Source organism: Melittangium boletus DSM 14713, assembly GCF_002305855.1.
Taxonomy (GTDB): Bacteria; Myxococcota; Myxococcia; order Myxococcales; family Myxococcaceae; genus Cystobacter; species Cystobacter boletus.
Genome location: NZ_CP022163.1, coordinates 8,966,348 through 8,984,337, shown reverse-complemented (window position 1 = coordinate 8,984,337; position 17,990 = coordinate 8,966,348). Strand labels below are relative to the sequence as shown.

Sequence of the window (17,990 nt, the reverse complement as noted above, 5' to 3'; positions counted from 1 at the left end):
CTCGTGCTTCAGTTCTCCGGGTCCACCGGAAAGGTTTGAGAGGTGGCGTCGTTGCCCTGGTCGTCCGTGATCCGGACCACGTAGTCGTCACCCGGATCCAACACGGTGAGGGGCCAGGAATTCTCGCCCTCGGTCAGGGGGCCGATCGACAGGGGCGCACCGTACTCGACCCCCGTCTTGTAGAGCTGCAACCAGGCCATGCCCGAGAAGGGCAGGTCGTCCTTCACATCGACGTGGAGGGTGATGTCGAAGGACTCATTCACCCGCCGCGCGCCGATGCTGTTGAACGAGTAGCTCACCGCCCGCTTCACCACGTAGGTCGACTCGGCGAAGGACGCCTCGCGTCCATCTCCCAGGCTCACCTGGATGCCGTAGTCGCCGTAGGAGATGGGGCCCACGCGGCCCTGGTACTGGCCATGGCCCAGGTAGGTGTCCAGGGGGACGCTCACCGAATTTCCGAGCTTCAACTGGGGCAGTTGGACGAGGCGGGCCGAGGGCTGGCCGTAGTCCACGAGGAAGAGGGGATCCTCGTCCAACTGGACGATGACGACCCGGGATTCATCGGAGCGCTGGCTCAGGGGTGTCACCGAGAGGATGCGGGGCTCGCGCGAGGGGAGCGACTGGGGCTCGCACGCGCCCAGCGCCACGAGCAGGAGCGGCCAGGGCGTTTTCATCGGGAGTACCTCAGGCCCACGGACAGGGACAGCCCGCCGAAGCGCGCGTCGACCAGCGGGGTGTTCGCCAGGGAGTAGGCGCCGTGCAGCTCGAGCAGCGGGCTCACCGCTCCCAGACGCCAGGCGGCCTGTACCGCGACAAACCCCATGGAGGTCCACCCTCGTTGAACGAGCGGCGTGTCGAAGAAGGAGCTCGTCGCGCGGTGAGTGTAGTACACCGCGCCGCCCCCCACGCGGCCGTGGAGTGACAAGCGTCCACGCTCGAACGCCAGCACCCGGGCCGACAGCAGCACCGGAAGGGCGACGATCTGGGCGTCCAGGCTTCCGAGGGGCTCCACGGACGGGTGGCTCACTGACTGGCGCACGCCGACCTCCGCCTCCAGGGAGAGGCGGCCTCCGAGACCGGGCAGGCGAACCCCCACGCCCAGTGAGGCCTGCGGCCCTCGATTGTCACCCCCCGCGAGGAAGACCCCCGCGAGGACGTGCGTGGACAGTGAAAGTCCCCAGGTCGTGGGTGGGGGCCGTGGAGTGGGCCGTACTCGCGCGGGGGGAGGTGGCTCCCACGTGAGGGGAACCACCAGGGGGGGAGGCGGCGCGGGGGGAACGGCGGGGGCGTGCACCACCTCGGTCGAGGCGTGCGCCGTGGCCGTACCATCCGTGCGTTTCGCCTCCACCACGACCGCGCTCGCGCTGGGCTCGGGCTTCACCCGGAACACCCCCGGGGCGTGCTCCTGGGTGCTCGCGCCCCGCACCCGCAGACGCAACGCCGAGCCCGGCACGGGCTCCGTGCCCAGCGTGACGAGCCACCCCTCTTCCTCCTGGGGAAGGGGAGAAGGGCTCAGCAGCGCGATCAACGGTTGCTCGGGCGGCACGTCGAGCGGGATGGTGCGCCGCAGCTTCTGGCGTTTCGAGGTGGCGAGCACTCGCGCTTCATGGACACCCGGCGGCACCTCGACGGGCACCTGGGCTCGGCCGCGGCGATTGGTGGGGAGCGGGCCGAAGCTCGTGTCGGCCACCTGCACCACCACCTGGGTGCCCGGGCCCCCCTGGGTGTCCACGTTCAGCGTGATGCGGCCCAGCAGGGGAATGTAGAGCGGGGTGACCTCGGGCGGCGTGCCGGGCCGATCCACCCAGAAGGCGAGGACCGCCAGGAGCGGGTAGCGGATGTCCGGCGGTGTCCACGAGTAGGCGGCTTCGCCCGGCCGGTGGGAGGCCAGGGGCGTCAATTGGCCGGTGGAGGCCGTGGCGCGCAGGGGAGGGGAGTCGGGCGGCACCGCCACGCGCACCACCACCACGGAATCCCGGCCGAGCACCACCTGCCGCGGCACCGCCGTCACCTGGAGCGGATCCGCCGCCGCCAGGGTCGGCAAGGCGAGCAGCAGCAAGTAGAGAAGCGGCGCGCGCATACGCAAGGGCCTACCGTCCAGCCTCCCCGGCGCCTCTGTCAACCTTCGACGGAGTCGCTTGAGGGGGAAGCAGGCTCGTCCGCGGGGGCCGCCATCGGCTTGTCCGCCGGGGCCGCCACCTTGGCGTTGGGGGGGCTGAAGGCGGGCTTCTCCGCCGCGCCGCCTCCGGTGCCGTGCACGAGGGTCTTCGTCTCCGACTTGAAGGTGATGTCCACCTTGTTGCCGCGCACCGCCGTCACCAGTCCCAGCCCGAAGGTGGGGTGGTGGATGACCTGATCCACCTTATAGGTGTCCTTGGGGGTATAGCGCGGGGCGTTGGCGATGTCCTTGCCCGCCAGTTGCTCCTCGAAGGAGATGATGACCTTCTCCTCGGAGGAACGGCTCGCCCTGGGACGCGAGGCGCTGGAGGAGGAGGAACCGCTGGAGGAGCGGGCCGAGGGCGTCGGCTTGTCGGTGGTGCCTGGCGCGGAGCGGTAGGCGTGGTCTCCGTTGCAGGTGTTGCAGCGGACGCGGGCGATCTTCGTGCCCACCATCGCGAGGATGGTGTGTGCGAGCGTGAGTCGGCACCGGGTACAGAACGCGTCGACCTCGCCGCCGACCTTGTGTTGGGTCGCCATGGGTGTGTGCTTCTCGCTTCTCTGTGAGGGGGGTTGAAAAAGGGGGGCGGAACATAACGGCAACCCCGTTCGGGAGAAACCCCTTTGTCGGAGACGCGGCGCGCGCCTGGATGCCTGGAGTGCCGGAAAGCCCGGGTGGGGGGGTCTGGAGCGTTTGCTTGTGCCTGGAACGGGGGCACGTAGAGTAGGAAGCACCCGTGCCCCCCGAGACCCCCCAGAAGGCGCAAGAACCCCCGCGCCCCTCCGCGCTCGTGCAGGCCATTGAGTCCCTGGGCCGGGGGCTCATCGAGCGGGTGGAGGACCTGGGCCGCCTGGTGACGCTCGGCGCCGACGTGGCGCGCCTGAGCGTGCGCCGGCCCCTGCGTCTCACCAACCTCTTCTTCCAGTTGGACTTCGTGGGGGTGGGCAGCGTCTTCATCGTCCTGCTCACGGGACTCTTCACCGGCATGGTGTTCGCCAACCAGTCCGCGCGCGCCTTCGCCATGTTCGACGCCCAGAGCCTCGTGGGCCCCACGGTGGCGCTGGTGCTCACGCGCGAATTGGCGCCCGTGTTCTCCGCGCTGATGATGACCATGCGCGCGGGCTCGGCCATGTGCACGGAGCTGGGCACCATGCGCGTCACCGAGCAGGTGGACGCCCTGGAGACCATGGCCGTCAACCCGGTGCAGTTCCTGCTGGTGCCCCGGGTGCTGGCGGGCCTCTTCATGGTGCCGGTGCTCACGCTGCTCTTCGACACGGCGGGCATCTTCGGCGCCTACCTCGTGTCCGTGTCGGTGCAGGGCGTGTCCGCCGGCACGTTCATCACGCGCACCCAGCAGTGGCTGGAGCCCGTGGACGTGTTCGAGGGCCTCATCAAGGGCGCCGTCTTCGGCCTCGCCGTGGCGCTCATCTGCTGCTTCAAGGGCTACAACGCCACCGGTGGCGCCAAGGGCGTGGGTCAGGCCACCACGGAGGCCATGGTCAACAGCGCCCTCTCCATCTTCATCCTCGACTTCATCGTCGGGGTCCTCCTCCACTGAAATGGCGGACACGACGCCCCCCCGGCCGATGATCGAGATCAAGGGCCTGCAGAAGTCCTTCGGTGGACATCAGGTGCTCACGGGGATCAACCTGTCGGTGGCCGAGGGCAACACCTGCGTCATCCTCGGGGGCTCGGGCTCCGGCAAGACGGTGTTGATGAAGCACATGATCGGTCTGCTCAAGCCGGACGCGGGCCAGGTCATCGTCGACGGCGAGGACGTCGTCCCCATGGGGCCCGAGGACCTGGCGCGCGTGCGGCACAAGTACGGCATGGTGTTCCAGGCCGCGGCGCTCTTCGACTCGATGAACGTCTTCGAGAACGTGGCCTTCCCCCTGCGCGAGCACCGCGAGATGTCCGAGGAGGAGATTCGCACGCTCGTGCGCTCGAAGCTGGACCTGATGGGCCTGTCCCGGGCGGTGGAGGACAAGTTCCCCGCGGACCTGTCCGGCGGCATGCGCAAGCGCGTGGGGCTGGCGCGCGCCATCGTGATGAATCCGAAGATCGTCCTCTACGACGAGCCCACCACGGGGTTGGATCCCATCACCACCGACTACGTGGATGAAATGATTCTCGCGGCGCAGCGGGAGCTGGGCATCACCAGCGTCGTCATCAGCCATGACATCGCGTCCGCCTTCAATATCGCCAACCAGATCGCCTTCCTCAGCAAGGGCGTCATCCTGGAGCAGGGACCCCCGGAACAGGTGCGCGCCTCGGAGCACCCCACCGTGAAGGTCTTCCTGGAGACCTGGTTCGGCAAGAATGACTAGGAGTCCATGCCGGTGAAGAAGCTCGTCACACCCTTTCGCGTAGGCCTGCTGGTGCTCGTCGCCGGGGGATTCCTCTTCGGCTTCATCGCCTTCACCCGCAAGGGGGGGCTGGGCAAGGACGAGTCCCTGGAGGCGTATGCCTTCTTCCGCGACGCCTCGGGCCTGGGCACCAAGAGCCGCATCCAGATCGCCGGCATCCCCGTGGGAGAGGTGACGGAGGTGAGGCTCGACGGCACCCGGGCCCGGGTGACCGTGCGCATCCGCAACGACGTGGAGCTGCACCAGGACGCCGCCCTCATCAAGCGCTCGGAATCACTCCTGGGCGACTACCTGTTGGATCTCAACCCCGGCACCGAGATGACCCCGCCGCTCAAGAACGGCGAGGAGATCCGCAAGGTCGTGGACGTGCAGGGCATGGAGGCCGCCTTCGCGTCGCTCAGTCAGATCACCGCGGACATCCAGCAGGTGACGGGCGCGCTGCGCGACGTGCTCGGCGGAGAGAAGGGGGCGGGCTCGCTCGGGCGCATCGTGGACAACATGGTGCGCCTGTCGGAGTCGGTGGACCTGACGGTGCGCTCCTCCTCGCAGCAACTGGACGCCATCCTGCGCAACTTCGAGGGCGTGAGCGCGGACGTGCGCGGCCTCACCCAGTCCAACGAGCAGAGCGTCAGCAACATCGTGCGCAACATCGAGGTCATCACCCAGGACACGCGGGAAGTGCTCACCTCGGTGCGGCAGATCGTCGGCAACGGGGAAGGGGACCTCAAGGACAGCGTGGCCAGCCTCAAGCAGACCATGGAGCGGTTGGATCGCTCGCTCGCCAATATCGAGGAGGTCACCCAGAAGGTGAAGAACGGCGAGGGCGCCGTGGGCACGCTGCTCACCGACAAGCGCCTGGGCCAGAAGCTGTCGGAGACCGTGGAGGACGTGTCGAACCTGGCGTCCACCCTCACCGGGATGCAGACGGAGGTGGGGTTGCAGGCCACCTGGCTCACGGGGCAGGGGACGTCCAAGAATAGCGTGTCCTTGAAGGTCGCCCCCCGGCCGGACAAGTACTACCTGCTGGAGGTCGTCGACGATCCGCGCGGTGTCACGGAGACGGTCTACACCCAGACCAACCCACCCTCCTCGGGAGACCCGGTCCTCCAGGCGCAGAAGATCACCCGCCAGGGCTTCACGTTCAGCGCTCAGTTCGCCAAGCGCTACTACTTCACCACCCTGCGCTTCGGCATGATCGAGTCCACGGGAGGCGTGGGCGCCGACTTCCACTTCCTCGAGGATCATCTGATGCTGCGCATGGACGCCTTCAACTTCTCGGTGGACGAGCTGCGCTACCCCCGCCTGCGCACGTCGCTGCGCGCCCAGGCCTTCGATCGCATCTTCCTCACCGTGGGCCTGGACGACTGGCTCAATGCTCCGCGGCGCGACCTCAACACCCGCCGCATGCTCGCCGGCCGGGATTTCTTCTTCGGTGGCGGCCTGTACTTCACGGACGACGATCTCAAGGCCCTGCTGCCCATCCTCCCCACCCCCTGAGGCCCGTGGGAATTCCGGGTATCGCTTGACCTGACCGGCCCAAAAATCGTACCTCGCCACGGCACGGGCCCCTGGGAGCCTCGTGCGCCGCCTCACGGCCTCTCCCCTGGATTGCCCATGTCTCTTCTCGTTGTTGGCTCGGTCGCGCTGGACTCGGTGGAAACCCCCTTCGGCATCAAGGAGGACGTGCTCGGCGGTTCCGCCGCCTTCTTCGCCACCGCGGCCTCCTTCTTCACCCCCGTGCAGATGCTCGCGGTGGTGGGGGAGGACTTCCCCCAGGCCCACCTGGACTTCCTGCGTTCACGCTCCGTGGATATCTCCGGCGTGTCCCAGGAGAAGGGCCGCACCTTCCGTTGGAAGGGCCGCTACGGCTGGCAGCTCAACGAGGCGGAGACGCTCGACACCCAGCTCAACGTCTTCCAGTCCTTCGCCCCGAAGCTCTCCGAGCTCCACCGCGACGCCCAGTACGTCATGCTCGGCAACATCCACCCGGAGCTCCAGGCCCAGGTGGTGGATCAGGTCAAGGCGCCCAAGCTCGTGGCCGCCGACACCATGAACTTCTGGATCAACGGCAGCCGGGCCGAGCTGATCAAGACGCTCGCGCGCGTCAACCTGCTCTTCGTCAACGACACCGAGGCGCGCCAGCTGTCCGGTGAGCACAACATCCTGCGCGCCGCCCGCGCGATCCTCGCCATGGGCCCCGAGCGTCTGGTCATCAAGCGCGGCGAGTACGGCGCCCTGCTCGTGGAGAAGGATCAGGTGTTCGCCTGCCCGGCCATGCCCCTGGCCGACGTATTCGACCCCACCGGCGCTGGCGACACCTTCGCCGGGGGCTTCATGGCCATGCTCGCCACCGCCAAGCAGGTGGACTCGGACGTGCTGCGGCGCGCCATGGTGATGGGCAGCGTCATGGCGTCCTTCGCCGTGGAGAAGTTCAGCCTCGAGCGCCTCAAGGAAATCAGCCGCGCGGACCTCCACGCCCGCTTCTCCGAGTTCAAGCGCCTGACGCACTTCGACGATCTGCCCATGCTGGACGCCTGAGCCCGGGCCCGAAGCGCCGTCCAGTCTTGGCTTGACGGATTTTTATGCTGTAGCTATTCTCGTGACGCTTCGCCCCCTGATTTTCAGGGGGTGGAATCAGACCGGTGTGGAGGGCGGGGACGGGGAGGACGCGAGCCGGAGGACAGCGGGTTGCGGATGGATAACCGGAAGAGCACGCGTTTCGCCTCGCGCCTTCGCTGCTGGTGCGAGTCGGACAACATCACCCTGTATGCCCGCATCGCCAACCTGAGCGAGGGCGGGCTCTTCCTTCAGACGAGCACCCCCCTGAACACGGGTCGCAAGGCGCTGCTGAGGCTGAGCTCCGGCGAGGTGCGCGAGGTGATGGCCGAGGCCACGGTCATGTGGAACCGCCCCCAGCGGCAGGACAAGGGACCGGCTGGCATGGGAATGCGTTTCGAGGGGATGGATTCTGGCGTCCAGGACCTGTTACGGCGCATCATCTCCGACGAGCAGCGCGGGTCCCCCTTCGGTCGTCACTGAGCCTCCCACATGCGAATCGCGATCATCTCCGACATCCACTCCAACATCGAGGCGCTCACGGAGGTGCTCCGCGTCACGGAAGAGCAGAAGGTGGATCGGATCGTCTCGCTGGGGGACATCGTGGGCTACGGCGCCTCGCCCAATGCCTGCTGTGACCTGGTGCGGCAGGTGACGGAGGTGACGCTGCTGGGCAACCACGACGCGGCGGTCGCCGGGCGCATGGACTACTCGTACTACTACGACGCCGCCCGCCACGCCCTCGACTGGTCCGCCAGCGTACTGTCCGACGAGAACATGGAGTGGCTCAAGACGCTCCCGTACGAGTACCGCATTGGCGACGTGGGCTTCTGTCACGGCTCGCCCGTGGAGCCCAAGGCGTACGAGTACATCTTCGCGCTGGAGCAGGCGCGCGAGCTCGCCCCCTTCGTGGAGCACCTGCCCGAGGTGACGTTCATCGGGCACAGCCACCTGTGCAAGGCGTTCGCCATCGGCAATGGCGAGGTGCACGACGTGGTGGCCCAGAAGTTCGGCATCCGCCGGGGCTACAAGTACATCATCTCGGTGGGCAGCGTGGGCCAGCCCCGCGACTACGACAACCGGGCCTGCTTCGTCATCTGTGACACCGGCGCGCGCACCGTGGAGTACCTCCGGGTGGAGTACGACATCGAGTCGGCGGCGCAGAAGATCTTCGACGCCTCGCTCGCGCTCAACTTCGGCAAGCGCCTGTTCCTGGGCGTCTGAGTGCTGCCGAGGAGTCAGGGCTCTCCCCAGCGCTACTGGTGTGTCGGCCCGTTGGAGGGTCAGGGCCCCGCGGCCCATTGGCCCGTGATGCGGGAAGCGGCCTGTGTGGCGGTGGAGGGCAGGGCACTGGGGGACTTGTCGCGGCTCGAGCCGGGTGCCCGGGGACTCAAGCAGCTGGGCATCCTCCTGGGCCGCCAGGGAGGACTGGCGCCCCGCGCGGGCAAGGTCAGTGAGCAGCTCTTCGACTTCGTCATGAAGGTGCGCGAGGGCGACCGCGTCCTCGTCATGCGAGACCGGCGGGTGCTCGGGGTGGGGCGCGTGGAAGGGGGTTACTTCTTCGAGGCCGCTTCGGAATTCTCCCACCGTCATCAGGTCCACTGGCTGTCCCTGGAGGAGTTCCCGCTGGTGGGGGAGGGCCGTATGTCCGAGCGGACCCTGCTGCGGGAGATCGACGCCCCCGAGAGCATCGCCGCCATCGAGCAGCACCTGCGGCGCGTCGCGGGCCCGCCTCCGGGAGGTCCGAAGCCGCCCTCGAGCACCCCGCAGCGGGGCTACCCCCTCCCTCCACTTCCAGGGCTCCAGGGCCGCATCCAGGCGGTGCTCGAGCGCAAGGGGCAGCTCATCCTCTATGGCCCTCCGGGCACCGGGAAGACGTACCTCGCCGAGCAGACGGCGTGGGAGCTCGCCGCGTACTCCGCCTTTGGCCGCCCCTTCGACGCCCTAAGCTCCGCGCAGCGGGACGCCGTCCTCCAGGGCTCGGAGACCGAGGGCGCCCTGGTGCGCATGTGCGGCTTCCATCCCTCGTATGGTTACGAGGAGTTCATCGAGGGCTACCGGCCCCATCTGGACGGCGAGGAGGGCGGACCCCTGCGCTTCTCGCTCCGCGATGGTCTCTTCAAGCGCCTGTGCCTGGATGCCCGGCAGCGCCCCCACCTGCGCTTCTACCTCGTCATCGACGAGTTCAACCGGGGCGATGTCCCGCGCATCATGGGCGAGCTGCTCACCGTGCTCGAGCCCAGCAAGCGGGGCCGGGACGTGTTGCTGTCCCTGAGCGGCGAGCCCTTTCACGTGCCGGAGAACGTCTACCTCGTGGGGACGATGAACACGGCGGACCGCTCCATCGCGCTCCTGGACGCCGCCCTGCGCCGCCGCTTCGGCTTCCTGGAGTTGATGCCCGACCCCGACGCGCTCGGGACGGCCCGGGTCGAGGGGATCGCGCTCGGCCCCTGGTTGAAGGCGCTCAACCAGCGCATCCTCGCGCACGTGGGCCGTGATGGACGCAACCTCCAGGTCGGCCACGCCTACTTCATGGAGCGGGGCGGCCCTCTCACCGACTTCCATCGCTTCGCGCGCGTGGTGCAGGAGGATCTGATCCCCCTGCTGGAGGAGTACTGCTACGAGGACTGGGGCGCCCTCGAGAAGCTGCTGGGCGGCGACCTCGTGGACCGCAAGCAACAGCGCGTGCGTCACGAGCTGTTCGCGCCCGACCGGCAGCACGAGCTGGTCCAGGCCCTGCTCGCTCCCTGTCCGGAGCTCCGGGAGGACGAGGTCACCTCCTCGCCGTGATCACCGCCGAACTCCTGGAGTGGTCGAGCTGGCCTCCGAAGGAAGGGAGTCGAATCGCTCCCGTCCACCTGGACGCGGCGCCCGAGGTCCAGGAGCTCGCCGACTCACTGCACCGCTCCGGCAGGCTGCGGGTGCGGGATCTCCAGTCGGGCCTGTGTCTGGAATCCACGTCCTACGTCGGGACGATCCAGCTCGGCTCGCTCTGCGTCGTCATCCGCCCCAAGCTCCAGGGGATGCCGCTGCTCGCGCTGCTGCGCTACGCCTATGGGCTGTGCCAGTTCGAGTGGTTCGACTCCCTGGTCCAGGACACCGCTCCCCATGCCTTCCAGGAACTGCTCCTCCATCAGCTGGAGGGCGAGGTCCGGACCCTGCTGCGCCAGGGCCCGCGGCGGGGATATGTCCGGCGCGAGGAAGACCTCGCCAGTCCCCGGGGACGGATCGACCTGGGCGCGTCCCTGCGAGACCTGAGCACGGGCCGGGCGAGCCTGCGCTGCTCGTACCATCCCCGCACCGAGGATCTGCCCCTCAACCAGACGCTCCGGGCGGGGCTCGTGCTCGCCTCCCGGCTCACGCGCGATCCCCCATTGCGGCTTCGCTTCCACCGGCTCGACGCGCTGTTGCGAGGCGTGACACCGACACGGCTGGAGCCCCGGCTGCTCGCGCGGGTGCTCCAGGAAACGAACCGTCTGACGGCGGCCTACCGGCCCGCCCTGTCCCTCATCCAGTTGCTCCTGGAGGCCGAGGGGATGACGCTGGAAGACACCTCGAACCCTCGTGTCCTGCCCGGATTCCTCTTCGACATGAACCGGTTCTTCCAGGCCCTCCTGTCGAGATTCCTCACGGAGCACCTTCCCGAGTACACCGTTCACGAGGAGTTCCCGCTTCACGGGATGATGGCGTACGCCCCGGCGCACAACCCGCTCCAGCGCCGCGCCCCCGTGCCGCGTCCCGACTTCGCCATCCGCGAGGGCCAGACCGTCCTCGCCCTGCTCGACGCCAAGTACCGCGATCTCTGGGAAACCCCTCTTCCCCGGGACATGCTCTATCAGCTCTCCCTCTACGCGCTGAGCCACGGTGCCCTGGGCTCGGCCACGCTGCTGTACCCCACGCTGGCGGCCCGGGCCCGGGAGCAGGTCATCGAGCTCAACGATGTGATTCACGGAGGCCGCCGGGCGAGTGTGATCCTCCGGCCCGTTCATTTGCACACCTTGGCGGACCTGCTCCAACGCGAGGACAGCGGCGATGTGGCGAGCGAGCGGGCCGCCTTCGCGCGTTGGCTCGCCCTGGGGCGAAAAACCCCTGCATAGCCCATTCGGTGCGCGCCTCTTTTCATTGGCGAACATTCGCCAGGAAAGGGTTTCATGTACCGTCACCGTGAGATGGGTTTTCCCCGACTGGCCTTGAGCATCTGGGGCGTATTGAGTGGATGCGCGGGCCCCAATACACCGCCCGAGGTGTCCGTGGTGACGGCCTGGCCCTCGGTGGTGGCGGTGGGGGAGTCCTCGATGGTGACGGTCAGCACCCGTGACTCCGATGGCGATACACTCCGCTACCATTGGTCGAGTTCCTGTGCGGGGACCTGGGCCGATGCCTCCTTCGCGAGCGCCCGGTTCACGCCCACGGCGCAGCCGGCCGCCGATGGGTTGTCCTGTGCCAGTTGTGCGCTCACCGTCGACGTGACGGACGGGCAGGGGGGACGGGCGACGGGTTCGCTGTCCCTGTGCGTGAGATCCCATTCGGTCGCGGGCTCCACTCCCAAAATCACGGAGACCTTCCAGTCCTCGAACCGCGTTCCCGAGAACGGCTTCGTCTCTTTCGAGATCAAGGCCGCGGACCCGAGGAACAGCGCGCTCACCTTCACCTGGACGAGCAACGTGGGCGAGCTGTCCGAGCTCCGCTCCCAGGGCGCCGCGAGCCAGGTGCACTGGAAGAGATCCGAGCTCCTGCCGACGGACCCCAACGTGACTCCCGCCATCACGGCGACCGTCACCAACGCCGTGGGGCTGTCCACCCAGGCCGTGTTCCTGCTGACCCGGGCGCCTCTGGGCACCCTCCCGAACTAGAACCTCGCTCATTGACGAGGGGCCCGAGGCAGCCCGGTATTTTCCTATGCATTCAAGGTGTCCGGGCCTGGCTGCCTGGCTGCCCTGCGGGTCGGCCCGGATATGCCTCTCGGGCGACTCCTTGTCTGTGTCGTTTTCAACGCCAATCCTGAATATCAGCGCTCCATCACTGGGTTGGATTGTCGGTGATTGAGCGTGTTGGCGGATGTGAAGACGTGCCAAGGACAGGAGAAAGAACCCATGAAACAGTGGCTTGGTCGTATGTGCTTGTTTCTGGCGGGAGCGGGTTTCGCCGTGGGTTGTGGCGGCACCGCGCAGGACGGAGCGGAGACGGCGGATTCCTCGAACAGCGTGAGCCCTCCCTCGGCCACGGCGCCCGGGGAGAGCCCGGCGGCGAATCCGGAGGGCCCATTCCCGGACGGAGAACCGAGCGGCACGACCGGAGAACTCGCCATCTGCTGCCATGTCAAATGCGCGGGCGTGGATTGGGCGGGGCCCTATCCATCCATCGTTTATAACAATTGTCCGGCCTTTGCCAAATACTCGTGCAAACAGCGAGGGCTGGCCTACGAGACCAATGCCTGGAGAAAGTGTTAGCCCCATCCGCGTACTGAATCCGTGACCCCAGACTGGGGTGCATGAATAATTCGAAAGGACATACCCATGAAGAATGGATTCAGCGGTATTGGTGTGCTCTTGCTCGGAGCCGCTCTGGCGGTCGGTTGTGGAGGGAGTTCCCAGCAGGAGGATGAATCGACGACTTCCGCCTCCACCGCGCCCGGCACGCCCGAGGAAGGGGCGGAATGGTTCCCGGATCGGCCAGAGTCGGAGGAGGGCAGGGTGGGCGAACTCAAGGCCTGCTGCTACATCAAGTGCTCGCACAATCCGGCTGCCTGGATCGGCCCCTACCGAAACGCCGAGCCCGGCAATTGCCGCAACCTGGGTGACTACCGTTGTGGCCAACATGGCTGGACTTGTGTTGGCGCGAAGTGGGATGACTGCTGACCCATCGCCGACCTGAGTGTTCTTCAAAACCGGTGGGGGGCGTGGAAGCACGTCCCCGGGAGGTTCGATTCCTCTGTCCTACCGACCCGTTTTCATTGAGGTTTTCCGTAGCCGCCCCGGTGGGGTTGCGGAACGCCCTGCCCTCTTGAACCTCCTGTACCCAACTTTGGACGTGCGGAGCGAGGCCGAGGCCCTGGCCGAGCTGGCGGTCGTGGGCTTCAAACGGCTGATGGACGAGGCGGACCGGGCCACCACGTTCACCGAACTGCGCGCAGCGGGCGAGCGGTACGGCAAGCTCATGGGCCGGAACGCGGCGCGAGCATTCGCCATGCTGGCCATGGCGGCCATTGGCAACACGGCGCCAGGGCTGGCCGCGAAGGTGCCGAAGCTGCCCGGCTCCATGCAGGCGGCAGTACAAGCCGAAACGCAGGTGGGCATCCGGCTCGCGGCTGTGGGGGAAGTGAAGACGGTCGCCGTGAGTGCCGAGACCGTCACCATCGCCCTGGCGCCGGGCGCGGTGGCGATGAAGGCCATCAGAGACTTGGGAGGAGAACCGTGAAGATTCAGCTTTCCGACCTGCGACGGGCAGCAAATGCCCTGTTCGACCATCTGGAGCGAACTGGCCGTACGGAGATCGAAGTCACCGAGGACTTCTACTGGAGCATCCCGGAGAAGCACCTGTATTCGGTGTACACTTCCCCACCTGAGTCCGAGCTGACGATGGGTCAGTTGTCCGATGACTGGAACGAGGTGGAGAAGATCGCGTCCGGCCAACGCCCCCCGACCGCCTATGCCCTGGTCTGGCTCTCGTCGCTCCTGCGCTTCATCGGCTCGAAGCTCCTCTCCTGAAGGAACCACGGGGCCGTCAGCAGACACTGAAGCGATGGGACAAGGAGTGGCCGATTACCTGATTGCCGTAGGGCTCGCCCTTGCAGATGCGCTAGAGCACGAACGGGACGGGCTGTTGAATCAGCGCTTGTGACCTCGGCTCTTTACCCAAGTCGTACCCAAGAAAGCCGGACGCTGGTGGACCCCCACGGACGCGCCGCCAGCCCCACTCCAGAGGGAAGCCGACCCCCACGAGGACACCGCCGATCCGGGCGGCGGGGCTCCCCGCCCGGGGAGGCGTTTCCTCCTCGGGCGGGACATTCCTGTCCTAGGGCGCGGTGAGGTTCCGCCCGCGCCGGTACTGCCCCGGGGAGCACGACATGACGCGCTTGAACGCGGTGCTGAAGGCGCTCTCGGACTCGTAGCCGAGCGACATGGCGATGGAGGAAACGTTCTCCCCGGAGTGGCGCAGCCTGTCTCCCGCGAGCCGCATCCGCCACCGCGTGAGGTAGTCCATCGGCGACAGGCCCACCCCCTGCTTGAACTTCATGGCGAAGGTCGAGCGCGACATGCCCGCGATGCGCGCGAGCTCCTCGACGGTCCACGGGCGCGCGGGCTCGGCGTGCAGGGCTCCGACCACCGCGCTCAGGTGTCGATCCGAGAGCGCGAAGAACCAGCCGACGCGGGTGGTGTCCTGGGGCTCACGGGAGGTCAGGTACAGCCGGAGCACCTGCACCAGCATGATGTGGGCGAGGTGTTCCGCGACGAGGAATCCTCCGGGCTGGGGCTCGCGCAGTTCCGTGGTCAGCCGCTCGAGCGCCCACCTCAGGACGAGGGCCTGATCGGAGGCCTGGCGCACATGGACGACGGAGGGCAGGCTTCCGAAGAGAAGGTCCGCGTGTTCCGCCGCGAACGCGAACCGGACGCCCACCAGCAGCAGGTCCCCTCCGCCGTTGTGTGTCGCGATACCGCCCCGGGCGGCCGCGTAGATCGTCCGGGCGTCGGTGGTGTCGAGGGACGGATCCGTGGCGAGCGTGAAGGGACGGCCCCGGGTGAGCAGGAAGCAATCGCCCGCCTCGAGCCGGTAGGAGCGCGGATCGCCCTCGACGGAGAGCCAACAGGTGCCATGGAGCAGCGCGTTGAACTTGATGCCCTCGTGGGAAGGGAACTGGAGCGCCCAGTCACCCCCGGCATCGAGGCCGGCGGAGACATACCCGCGGGGCTTGAGGAGTGAGAGGACTTCGGAGAGAGGATCCAGGGCCACCACCCGGAAGCGCGCGAAGGAAGGATGGACTCTAGCGCATGGCTCGGCCGTGGGGCGCGCTGTCGGGCGCCCAGTTGACACCCTGGGGTTAGACTTCCTCGTCGGGCAGGAGCGCGCGCAATAGCTCGTCGTCGGGGCCGAGTGGGCGCCAGCCGGGTGGCGGCGGTGTAGCGAGGAGTGCATCGCTGGCCCGGTCGACGCGCTGCTGATGAGTGACTGGGGTGAAGCCAAACCAAGAGCCGAGCGCCATGGCAACTTCCAGGCGGGCTTCGTCGTCCATTTGGGCCGGCCAGCCGTTGGGGAAGCTCTCGTACAGTTCACGCACGAGTTGGCCGCGCACCAAGCGAGTCACCTGATGGCTTCGTTCTGCCTCCTCAACCAGCCCCTTGAAGACTTGCACCGCGTTGAGGTCGTCCCCCAGTTCCTCGGCCAGTTCAACCAGTGGGAGGGTAGGGTATGCGTCAGCGAAGGCGGTGAGTGAACTGAAACCTCGCTCACGGACCCGCTCATACAGGCGGGCAGCCCAGTGGCCCCGCCAGGAACGGCCCTCGTTCATTGCCGTCTCCCGGGGACGAAGTTCATCGGGATTTTATAGCGACGCATCTCTCTTTCGACGAGTTTCAGGGTCGCATTCGGCGTCAACATCCGGCCTGCCTTGGCCTCGGCTTGGCGCAGGACGCTCATGATCATCTGATTCCACTCGTCGGGCCATGTGCGACCGAGATGCCAGTTACCGCCGCCATGGATGGCCTCGTGGTGCGCCTGCTCCATCTCGACGCAGAACTGGTCGATGTCCATTTCGCCGGTGAAGCCGCGCTTCTCGAACCACTCGCGGAACTCTTGCGGCAGGACGTGATGCCGTGGCGGCTCGGCCATGCCGGCTCCCGCTCGGCCCGTCATCCGCATGCCCCGTACCTCGGGTCCATCACCCAGTGCCTCGCGCACGCCCCTGGGCAGCTCGTGGTGGGCCTGCGCCAGCATTACCTGGCCCGCCTGAATCCGGACCGCGGCACTGACGACGGGTAGTGAAAGGACGCCTGCCCGTACCAACTGGCGCATCATCTCCACCCACTCGGCGGACACGACCAGCCGCGTGCCCATCATCACGCCGTTGCCTCCCACGGAGAGTCCAATGCCGAGCAGGGCGGGAGCGGACGGAGGCACCGAGGGCAGCGAGAACTTCAACGCCGGGAGCATGGTGAGCGCCTCGATGGTATCCTTGAGCACCAGCATCTTCGTGACGTTCTCCGCCCCCTTGCGCATGGTCTCGAGCGTTGCGGCGAGTTCGCCCGTGAGATGGCCTACAAGCGCGGGGACGTCTTGCGTCGCGGCCTCCACCTGTCCGGGCTCCAGTGAGGAGAACGCCGTCATGGCAGGCTCGAGCATCTCCTGCCAACGCAACATGTCCGCGAACATCCTCTCCATGCTGTAGGTGTGCTGGGTGAGCACGGAGTCGGTGAGGTTGAGCAAGTCGAGCCAGACGGCGAGCAGGAGCGAGCCCATCATGGCGGCCTCCATCCGTGGGCCAGCGAGGCGCAGCAGGGCGAGCTGCATGTCCGGGTCTTCTACCTCCGAAGCGGCATTGGCCAGCCGGGTGGCGGCGGCGAGCTGGGCGTCAATCCACCGCGGTTGCTGGGCGCCGTAATCGACGTAGCGAACGAAGGTGCCGTTTTCGTCGCCAATGCCCTGCTCACTGGCCTTGAGTCTGGAGAACTCGCTGGAGAGGCGGCGGGTGGAGCCCGACACGTGGAGAACGGCATTGCGAAAGGCCAGCTGGGCCGCGAGGGCTCCCTGTTGCGCGGCTTTCTCGGTGCTGTCCGAGCCCACAACCGTCACCTCCTCCCGGGAGGCCCGGCGCCAGTGCTGCCGCTGCGGTGTTTCGGTCTCAGGCGCTGGAGCGAAGGAGCGAGGAGCCTCGAGGCCTGACCTCTCGGCCGCGGGTGTAACGGCCTCTCGTGGCGTGTAGCGCAGGTTCATCCCCTGGCTGGGTGGTGGTGTCAGTGCCAGGCAGCCGGTGGACAGGGCGAGCAGCAGGCTCGCCCACAAGACTCGGAGTGGAGCCGCGCGCATTGTCCGCCCCCAGGCCCATGGAGGCGAAGGAGCCCAGGAATCGTCGTCCTTCATCATGGGGGTCCTGGGCGAAAGAAGGATGGACTCTAGCGCATGGCCCGGCCGTGGGGCGCGCTGTCGGGGACGCCCAGTTGACATGGGAGTCCCCGCGCGGAGAATGGGCCTTTTGCCCACTCGCGAGTGCAAGGAGCCCGCGCATGACGGAGAGAAGCTCGGAGCCACGGATCGTGGTGACGTCGCAGGACCTGGAGCGGCTGCGCAACGTGATCGACTCGACCGGTGATTCCCGGAGCCTCGCGGCCTCGGAATCGCTCGATGCCGAACTGGCCCGGGCGATCGTCGTCGAGCCCGTCCAGGTGTCCCCGGACGTGGTCACCATGAACAGCCGCGTCGTGTACCTCGACGAGCAGTCCCAGCAGACCCGGGAGGTGACGCTCTGCTATCCGAAGGACGCGTCCGTGGCCGAGGGGCGCGTCTCCGTGCTCGCGCCCATTGGCGCGGCGCTGTTGGGGCTGTCCGTGGGTCAGGTGATCGAGTGGCCCCTGCCTCGCGGCCAGCACAAGCGTCTGCGCATCATGTCCGTGCCCTACCAGCCCGAGGCGGCGGGGCACTTCCACCTGTAGGCGCGTGACTTCCTAGCGGCCGCCCGGAGCGCGCTCCAGGGCGTGCCGCAGGGCGAGCGCCATCCGCCGGACCGCGTAGCCCTCGAAGTCCTCCAGCGGGTCCAGGCTCGAGGGGAAGACCTCCAGCAGGTTGTCCAGGTACTGCATGACGGGGGGAAGGGCGTTTTCCGATGGCGGCGCCTCCTCCAACCGGAAAGCGCCCGCCACCAGGCTCTGCCAACGATCCGTACGTCCGCCATTGTCCTCGAGGGAATCCGTGCTCACGCC

At 67.5% G+C, this 17,990-nt stretch carries 19 protein-coding genes and 1 pseudogene; 13 read left to right on the top strand and 7 right to left on the bottom strand.

Features of this window, described 5'->3' with window-relative positions; translation table 11 throughout:
• Positions 1-8: 8 nt before the first annotated feature.
• From MEBOL_RS37225 to MEBOL_RS37215, 3 genes are read right to left on the bottom strand one after another with little or no spacing between them, the layout of a single operon-like run.
• Entirely contained in the window at positions 9-674 is a 666-nt protein-coding gene (locus MEBOL_RS37225; protein WP_095981853.1) for a hypothetical protein, read from the bottom strand.
• Entirely contained in the window at positions 671-2,080 is a 1,410-nt protein-coding gene (locus tag MEBOL_RS37220) for a hypothetical protein (RefSeq protein ID WP_095981852.1), read from the bottom strand. Before MEBOL_RS37220 ends, MEBOL_RS37225 begins: the two co-directional genes overlap by 4 nt.
• 38 nt (positions 2,081-2,118) lie before the next feature.
• A complete protein-coding gene (locus tag MEBOL_RS37215) occupies positions 2,119-2,697 on the bottom strand; it encodes a hypothetical protein (RefSeq protein ID WP_095981851.1) in 579 nt (192 codons plus the stop codon).
• A gap of 197 nt (positions 2,698-2,894) precedes the next feature.
• On the opposite strand from MEBOL_RS37215, the gene MEBOL_RS37210 reads away from it, so the two are divergent.
• The 12 genes and pseudogenes from MEBOL_RS37210 to MEBOL_RS37160 all read left to right on the top strand — a co-directional run bounded on the left by MEBOL_RS37210 (position 2,895) and on the right by MEBOL_RS37160 (position 13,787).
• Positions 2,895-3,716, top strand: a complete 822-nt coding sequence (locus tag MEBOL_RS37210; protein WP_095981850.1) for an MlaE family ABC transporter permease — start codon at positions 2,895-2,897, stop codon at positions 3,714-3,716.
• A gap of 1 nt (position 3,717) precedes the next feature.
• A complete protein-coding gene (locus MEBOL_RS37205; RefSeq protein WP_425437584.1) occupies positions 3,718-4,485 on the top strand; it encodes an ABC transporter ATP-binding protein in 768 nt (255 codons plus the stop codon).
• A gap of 12 nt (positions 4,486-4,497) precedes the next feature.
• Positions 4,498-6,021, top strand: a complete 1,524-nt coding sequence (locus MEBOL_RS37200) for an MlaD family protein (RefSeq protein ID WP_095983240.1) — start codon at positions 4,498-4,500, stop codon at positions 6,019-6,021.
• 117 nt (positions 6,022-6,138) lie between these two features.
• On the top strand, positions 6,139-7,062 hold the full coding sequence (locus tag MEBOL_RS37195) for a PfkB family carbohydrate kinase (protein ID WP_095981848.1): 924 nt from the start codon (positions 6,139-6,141) through the stop codon (positions 7,060-7,062).
• Between the two features lie 156 nt (positions 7,063-7,218).
• Positions 7,219-7,563: a TIGR02266 family protein gene (locus MEBOL_RS37190; RefSeq protein ID WP_095981847.1), complete on the top strand. Its 345-nt coding sequence runs from the start codon at positions 7,219-7,221 to the stop codon at positions 7,561-7,563.
• Between the two features lie 9 nt (positions 7,564-7,572).
• Complete coding sequence (locus tag MEBOL_RS37185; protein WP_095981846.1) at positions 7,573-8,304, top strand: metallophosphoesterase family protein; 732 nt, start codon at positions 7,573-7,575, stop codon at positions 8,302-8,304.
• The gene (locus tag MEBOL_RS37180) at positions 8,305-9,870 is read left to right on the top strand and encodes an AAA family ATPase (RefSeq protein WP_245919200.1); all 1,566 of its coding nucleotides are present in this window, start codon (positions 8,305-8,307) and stop codon (positions 9,868-9,870) included.
• Positions 9,867-11,177, top strand: a complete 1,311-nt coding sequence (locus MEBOL_RS37175) for an McrC family protein (protein ID WP_157823899.1) — start codon at positions 9,867-9,869, stop codon at positions 11,175-11,177. Before MEBOL_RS37180 ends, MEBOL_RS37175 begins: the two co-directional genes overlap by 4 nt.
• A gap of 54 nt (positions 11,178-11,231) precedes the next feature.
• Positions 11,232-11,933 carry a hypothetical protein gene (locus tag MEBOL_RS37170; protein ID WP_095981843.1) on the top strand — a complete coding sequence of 234 codons (702 nt, stop codon included), beginning with the start codon at positions 11,232-11,234 and terminating at the stop codon, positions 11,931-11,933.
• A 663-nt stretch (positions 11,934-12,596) separates the two neighbouring features.
• The gene (locus MEBOL_RS41650; protein ID WP_157823898.1) at positions 12,597-12,938 is read left to right on the top strand and encodes a hypothetical protein; all 342 of its coding nucleotides are present in this window, start codon (positions 12,597-12,599) and stop codon (positions 12,936-12,938) included.
• Between the two features lie 208 nt (positions 12,939-13,146).
• Positions 13,147-13,470, top strand: a pseudogene (locus tag MEBOL_RS37165) (AHH domain-containing protein); the annotation flags it as partial.
• A gap of 23 nt (positions 13,471-13,493) precedes the next feature.
• Positions 13,494-13,787: a hypothetical protein gene (locus MEBOL_RS37160; protein ID WP_095981842.1), complete on the top strand. Its 294-nt coding sequence runs from the start codon at positions 13,494-13,496 to the stop codon at positions 13,785-13,787.
• A 307-nt stretch (positions 13,788-14,094) separates the two neighbouring features.
• Here the strand turns inward: MEBOL_RS37160 and MEBOL_RS37155 are convergent, their stop codons facing one another.
• The 3 genes from MEBOL_RS37155 to MEBOL_RS37145 all read right to left on the bottom strand — a co-directional run bounded on the left by MEBOL_RS37155 (position 14,095) and on the right by MEBOL_RS37145 (position 17,100).
• The gene (locus MEBOL_RS37155) at positions 14,095-15,030 is read right to left on the bottom strand and encodes an AraC family transcriptional regulator (protein ID WP_218920850.1); all 936 of its coding nucleotides are present in this window, start codon (positions 15,028-15,030) and stop codon (positions 14,095-14,097) included.
• 88 nt (positions 15,031-15,118) lie between these two features.
• Positions 15,119-15,586 (bottom strand): NUDIX hydrolase, encoded by a 468-nt coding sequence (locus tag MEBOL_RS37150; protein WP_095981841.1) that lies wholly within the window; start codon positions 15,584-15,586, stop codon positions 15,119-15,121.
• Positions 15,583-17,100: a DUF2380 domain-containing protein gene (locus MEBOL_RS37145; RefSeq protein WP_095981840.1), complete on the bottom strand. Its 1,518-nt coding sequence runs from the start codon at positions 17,098-17,100 to the stop codon at positions 15,583-15,585. Before MEBOL_RS37145 ends, MEBOL_RS37150 begins: the two co-directional genes overlap by 4 nt.
• A 197-nt stretch (positions 17,101-17,297) precedes the next feature.
• Between MEBOL_RS37145 and rnk the strand changes: the two genes are divergently transcribed.
• Positions 17,298-17,723, top strand: a complete 426-nt coding sequence (gene rnk / locus MEBOL_RS37140) for a nucleoside diphosphate kinase regulator (protein ID WP_095981839.1) — start codon at positions 17,298-17,300, stop codon at positions 17,721-17,723.
• Positions 17,724-17,735: 12 nt separating this feature from the next.
• On the opposite strand, the gene MEBOL_RS37135 is transcribed toward rnk, so the two are convergent.
• Entirely contained in the window at positions 17,736-17,987 is a 252-nt protein-coding gene (locus tag MEBOL_RS37135) for a hypothetical protein (RefSeq protein ID WP_095981838.1), read from the bottom strand.
• Between the last annotated feature and the right edge of the window lie 3 nt (positions 17,988-17,990).

Bases quoted from the DNA above. Each gene is read 5' to 3' on its own strand.
- MEBOL_RS37225 (WP_095981853.1), bottom strand. From the start codon at position 674: ATGAAAACGCCCTGGCCGCTCCTGCTCGTGGCGCTGGGCGCGTGCGAG.
- MEBOL_RS41650 (WP_157823898.1), top strand. From the start codon at position 12,597: ATGAAGAATGGATTCAGCGGTATTGGTGTGCTCTTGCTCGGAGCCGCT.
- MEBOL_RS37215 (WP_095981851.1), bottom strand. From the start codon at position 2,697: ATGGCGACCCAACACAAGGTCGGCGGCGAGGTCGACGCGTTCTGTACC.
- MEBOL_RS37145 (WP_095981840.1), bottom strand. From the start codon at position 17,100: ATGCGCGCGGCTCCACTCCGAGTCTTGTGGGCGAGCCTGCTGCTCGCC.
- rnk (WP_095981839.1), top strand. From the start codon at position 17,298: ATGACGGAGAGAAGCTCGGAGCCACGGATCGTGGTGACGTCGCAGGAC.
- MEBOL_RS37185 (WP_095981846.1), top strand. From the start codon at position 7,573: ATGCGAATCGCGATCATCTCCGACATCCACTCCAACATCGAGGCGCTC.
- MEBOL_RS37195 (WP_095981848.1), top strand. From the start codon at position 6,139: ATGTCTCTTCTCGTTGTTGGCTCGGTCGCGCTGGACTCGGTGGAAACC.
- MEBOL_RS37170 (WP_095981843.1), top strand. From the start codon at position 11,232: ATGTACCGTCACCGTGAGATGGGTTTTCCCCGACTGGCCTTGAGCATC.
- MEBOL_RS37220 (WP_095981852.1), bottom strand. From the start codon at position 2,080: ATGCGCGCGCCGCTTCTCTACTTGCTGCTGCTCGCCTTGCCGACCCTG.
- MEBOL_RS37150 (WP_095981841.1), bottom strand. From the start codon at position 15,586: ATGAACGAGGGCCGTTCCTGGCGGGGCCACTGGGCTGCCCGCCTGTAT.
- MEBOL_RS37190 (WP_095981847.1), top strand. From the start codon at position 7,219: ATGGATAACCGGAAGAGCACGCGTTTCGCCTCGCGCCTTCGCTGCTGG.
- MEBOL_RS37205 (WP_425437584.1), top strand. From the start codon at position 3,718: ATGGCGGACACGACGCCCCCCCGGCCGATGATCGAGATCAAGGGCCTG.